This is a genomic window from Streptomyces bobili (assembly GCF_002154575.1).
GTDB classification, from domain to species: Bacteria; Actinomycetota; Actinomycetes; order Streptomycetales; family Streptomycetaceae; genus Streptomyces; species Streptomyces bobili.
The window spans coordinates 1-4,765 of record NZ_MUBA01000771.1; the positions used below are offsets into that span (position 1 = coordinate 1).

Here is a 4,765-nt window from a genome sequence, read left to right on the forward strand (position 1 = left end):
GCTGGTCGCCCGGATCCGGGCCCGGCTGCGGAGGTCCGAGGAGCCCGCTCCCGAGCAGCTCACGATCGGTGACCTGGTCATCGACGTGGCCGGTCACTCCGTGAAGCGGGAGGGGCAGTCGATCGCCCTGACCCCGCTGGAGTTCGACCTGCTGGTCGCGCTGGCCCGCAAGCCCTGGCAGGTGTTCACGCGGGAAGTGCTGCTCGAGCAGGTCTGGGGCTACCGGCACGCCGCCGACACCCGCCTGGTCAACGTGCACGTACAGCGGCTGCGTTCCAAGGTCGAGAAGGACCCGGAGCGGCCGGAGATCGTGGTGACCGTTCGTGGCGTCGGTTACAAGGCCGGACCGAGCTGACCATGTCCAAGGACAGTGCCGCTTCGGCCCCCGGCCGGTCCGGGGCCCGTCCGGAGCGGCCTGTCGGCCCGGACCGGGCGGGATCGCGCTTCGCACACTTCTTCGCCGGCGGGCTCCTCCAGGGCGGCGTGCGCAACAGCCCCGTCCTGCGACTCCTGCTGCGCTGGGTGCGCCGGCCGCTGCTGCCCGTCATGCGGCTGTGGCGGCGCAACATCCAGCTCAAGGTCGTCGCCACGACCCTGCTGATGTCACTGGGCGTCGTCCTGCTGCTGGGCTTCGTCGTCATCGGGCAGGTACGCAACGGGCTGCTCGACGCCAAGGTCACCGCCGCCCAGAGCCAGGCCACCGGCGGCTTCGCCGTGGCCAAACAGAAGGCCGACGAAGCGGTCGGCTCGGCCGCCGACGACGGGAACGGCACGGACGGCCGCGCCTCCCAGAACGTCATCGAATGGATGAGCGAACTCGTGCTGTCGCTGTCCAGCGGCGGCCAGGGCGCCTTCGACGTGGTCACCCTGCCCCCCGGCGACGACAGCGGCGGCGGCCGCGGGCCGCGGGCCTCCGGCTCCGTCGACCCCAACAAGAGCGTCCCCGACGTCCTGCGCGAGCGCGTCAACAGCAGCACCGGCGCCGTCCAGAGGTACTCCCGCATCATCTACCTCAGCGACAAGGAGTCCCAGCCGGCCCTCGTCATCGGCAAACGGGTCGACGACCCCAACGGCGACCCCTACGAGCTGTACTACCTCTTCCCGCTCACCCAGGAGGAGAAGTCCCTCAGCCTCGTCAGGGGCACCCTCGCCACCGCCGGACTCTTCGTCGTCGTACTCCTCGGCGCCATCGCCTGGCTCGTCGTACGGCAGGTCGTCACCCCCGTGCGGATGGCCGCCGGCATCGCCGAACGGCTCTCCGCCGGACGCCTCCAGGAACGGATGAAGGTCACCGGCGAGGACGACATCGCACGGCTCGGCGAAGCCTTCAACAAGATGGCGCAGAACCTCCAGCTGAAGATCCAGCAGTTGGAGGACCTGTCACGGATGCAGCGCCGGTTCGTGTCCGACGTGTCGCACGAGCTGCGCACACCCCTGACGACCGTACGGATGGCCGCCGACGTCATCCACGAGGCCCGCGAGGACTTCGACCCGGTCACCGCCCGCTCGGCGGAACTCCTCGCCGACCAGCTCGACCGCTTCGAATCCCTGCTCGCCGACCTGCTGGAGATCAGCCGCTTCGACGCCGGCGCCGCAGCCCTCGAGGCCGAACCCATCGACCTGCGCGAGGTCGTACGCCGCGTCGTCAGCGGAGCCGCACCCCTCGCCGAACGCAAGGGCACGTCCATACGCGTCCGCGGCGACCTGCAGCCCGTCGTCGCCGAGGCAGACGCCCGCCGTGTGGAACGCGTCCTGCGCAACCTCGTCGTCAACGCCGTCGAACACGGCGACGGCAAGGACGTCGTCGTCAAGCTCGCCAGCGCCGGCGGAGCCGTGGCCATCGCCGTCCGCGACTACGGCGTCGGACTCAAGCCGGGCGAGGCGACGCGCGTGTTCAGCCGCTTCTGGCGCGCCGACCCGGCCCGCGCGCGCACCACCGGCGGCACCGGCCTCGGACTGTCCATCGCCCTGGAGGACGCCCGCCTGCACGGCGGCTGGCTCCAGGCCTGGGGCGAACCCGGCGGCGGCTCACAGTTCCGGCTCACCCTGCCCAGGACCGCGGACGAACCCCTACGGGGCTCACCGATACCCCTGGAACCCAAGGACTCCCGCAGAAACCGCGGACTCAACGAAGCAGGCCTGCCGCGCGGCGGAAGCGAGAAGAGCGCCACCGTGCCGGTCCAGCCCGCCGATGAACGGCGATCCCCCGGCCGGGCACCCCTCGCACCCCGGCAGGGCACCGTGGCCCCCACCGCCGACCCGACGGCACTGCCCGGGAACGGCGCACGCGTCGTCCCCCGGCCCGCCTCCGGCGCACGCCCGCAGGACCGGCCCACCAGGAACACGGCACAGGGCGAGACGGCACGGGGCGAGGCGGCACCCGGCGGGACGGACCGGGAAACCGACCGGGAAACCGACCGCGCGAACCAGCAAGGGGAGGCATTTCGTGGGCGCTGACCGCGAGGGGGGCCGCCGGCGCACGCCGGTGCGCGGAACGGCGTACGCCGTCTGTGGCGTCGTACTGCTGGCGGGATGCGCCTCGATGCCCGACAGCGGCGACCTGCGCGGCGTGGAATCCACCCCCCGCCAGGAAACGCAGGTCCGGGTCTTCGCCCTGCCGCCCCGCGACGACGCACCCCCCGCCGAGATCGTCCAGGGCTTCCTCGAAGCCCTGACCAGCGACGACCCCGGCTACGCGACCGCACGCCAGTACCTGACCCCCAGCGCCTCGCAACTGTGGAAACCCGAACGGTCCACCACCGTCCTCGCGGACGGACCCGCCACCCAGGCCGACCGTCCGGGCGGCAGGGAGGACGGCGACGACTTCGCGTTCAGGCTGACCGGCACCCGCGTCGCCACCATCGACGCCCAGCAGTCCTACACACCCGCCTCCGGCGACTACGACCAGACGGTGCACCTCACGCGCGACAAGAAGAGCGGACACTGGCGCATCGACTCGCTGCCCGAAGGCGTCGTGATGGGCAAGTCGGACTTCCAGCGCAACTACATGTCGCTCAACAAGTACTACTTCGCCTCCCACACCACGTCCGCCCGTTCCGGACAGCCCATGGCCGTCGCCGACCCCGTCTACGTCCGCGAACGCGTCGACCCCACGACCCAGATGGTGAACTCCCTGCTCAACGGGCCCACCCGCTGGCTGCGGCCCGTGGTCCGCTCCAGCTTCCCCACCGGCACCGCCCTCAGCAAGGGCGTCACCGCACTGGCGCCCGACGACCAGAACAAGCTCACCGTGCCGCTCAACGACAAGGCGGCCCGCATCGGGCACGGCAAGTGCGAGGAGATGGCCGCACAACTGCTGTTCACCCTCCAGAGCCTCAACCCCACCGTCGACGAGGTCGAAATACGCGCCGGCGGCAGCCCTGTCTGCTCCCTCGTCGAGGAGCGGGCCGGCACCGTCGCCGAACGCGGCGCCGAGGACCGGCCCGACTACCTGTACTTCATCGACGCCCGCCACCGGCTGGTCCGCATGACCAACGCCGGAGACAGCGCCAGCTCCGAAGCCGTACCCGGCACCCTCGGCGACGGCACCAAACCCCTGCGCTCCGTCGCCGTGGCCCGCGACGAGCACAGCGCGGCAGGCGTCGCCCTCGACGGCAAGACGCTCTACGTCACCTCCACCGTCGCCGGCAACTCCCTCGGCGACCCCGTCCTCCAGAGCAAGGGCAAAACCGAGGCCGACCGCCTGACCACACCCAGCTGGGACGGCCAGGGCGACCTGTGGGTCGCCGACCGCGACCCCGCCGACCCGCGCCTGCTCCTCCTGGAGAAGGGCGCCGGCGAGCCGCTGGAGGTCCTCACACCCGGCCTCGACGGACGGATCAACACCGTACGGGTCGCCGCCGACGGCGTACGGATCGCGCTCGTCGTCGACCGGAACGGCAAGCAGTCCCTGCTCATCGGACGGATCGAACGCGACACGAGCGGCGAACGGCCCATCGTCGCCGTCCAGGAACTGCGCTCCGCGACCCCCGACCTGGAACAGGTCACGGCCATGTCATGGGCCGGGGAGAACCGGCTCGTCGTCGTCGGCCGCGAAGCCGGCGGAGTCGAACAGGTCCAGTACGTCCAGTCCGACGGCTCCATCCCCGAGACCGGCACCCTCCCCGGCCTCACCGAGGTCACCAGCATCGCCGCCTCCGAGGACAGCGAGGCCCCGCTCTTCGCCACCTCCAAGGAAGGCCTGCTGTGGCTGCCGGGGGGCAGCGGCTGGCGGACGCTGAAGGAGACCGGGTCGGTCGCGTTCTATCCGGGCTGAGGCCGCCGGTCCTCGCCCGCCCCTTGGGGGGACGCCTGGATGATGGGGCGGGGTCCGCCTGACACTGCCGGGCGCTGCCGGGCAGCGCAGTGCAGGGCAGGGCAGCGCCGGGCATGGGCTGACACCGGCTGGCAGGCAGGCGGTGTGGTTTTCGGATTTTCCGCGAGTTTTCCACAGCGGTGCCTCCGACGTTTTCCACAGGGGTGGCAGCCCGACGCCCACCCCCGCACAGTGATCCGTGTGGAAAGCGTCCGACGGTGGTGGCACGACCTCTCCGGCCTGGTACTCCCGGCCGAGTGCGGCGGCTGCGGCACGGCGCGCACGGTGCTCTGTCCCGAGTGCCGCGCCGCGCTCCACGGCAGCACACCCCGCCGGGTACGGCCGAACCCCGAGCCGCTCGGGTTGCCCGCCGTACACGCGGCAGCCCCGTACGCGGACGAGGTACGAGCCGTGCTGCTGGCCCACAAAGAGCGCGGCGCGGCACTCGGG

Annotated in this window: 2 protein-coding genes and 2 pseudogenes; all 4 read left to right on the top strand. The window is 71.8% G+C overall.

All coding sequences use genetic code 11. The features are described 5' to 3' along the window. Nucleotides 1-355, top strand: a pseudogene (mtrA, locus tag BZL64_RS37445) (two-component system response regulator MtrA); the annotation flags it as partial. Nucleotides 356-357: 2 nt separating this feature from the next. Further along, on the top strand, nt 358-2,457 hold the full coding sequence (mtrB, locus tag BZL64_RS37450; RefSeq protein WP_244205785.1) for an MtrAB system histidine kinase MtrB: 2,100 nt from the start codon (nt 358-360) through the stop codon (nt 2,455-2,457). Further along, nucleotides 2,447-4,276: an LpqB family beta-propeller domain-containing protein gene (locus BZL64_RS37455; protein ID WP_086773441.1), complete on the top strand. Its 1,830-nt coding sequence runs from the start codon at nt 2,447-2,449 to the stop codon at nt 4,274-4,276. The genes mtrB and BZL64_RS37455 overlap by 11 nt, the downstream gene beginning before the upstream one ends. Before the next feature lie 240 nt (nt 4,277-4,516). Continuing rightward, a pseudogene (locus BZL64_RS37460) lies at nt 4,517-4,765 on the top strand (ComF family protein); the annotation flags it as partial.

What these genes read in the sequence shown, in the direction of transcription:
- mtrB (WP_244205785.1), top strand. Translation starts at nt 358, where the DNA reads ATGTCCAAGGACAGTGCCGCTTCGGCCCCCGGCCGGTCCGGGGCCCGT.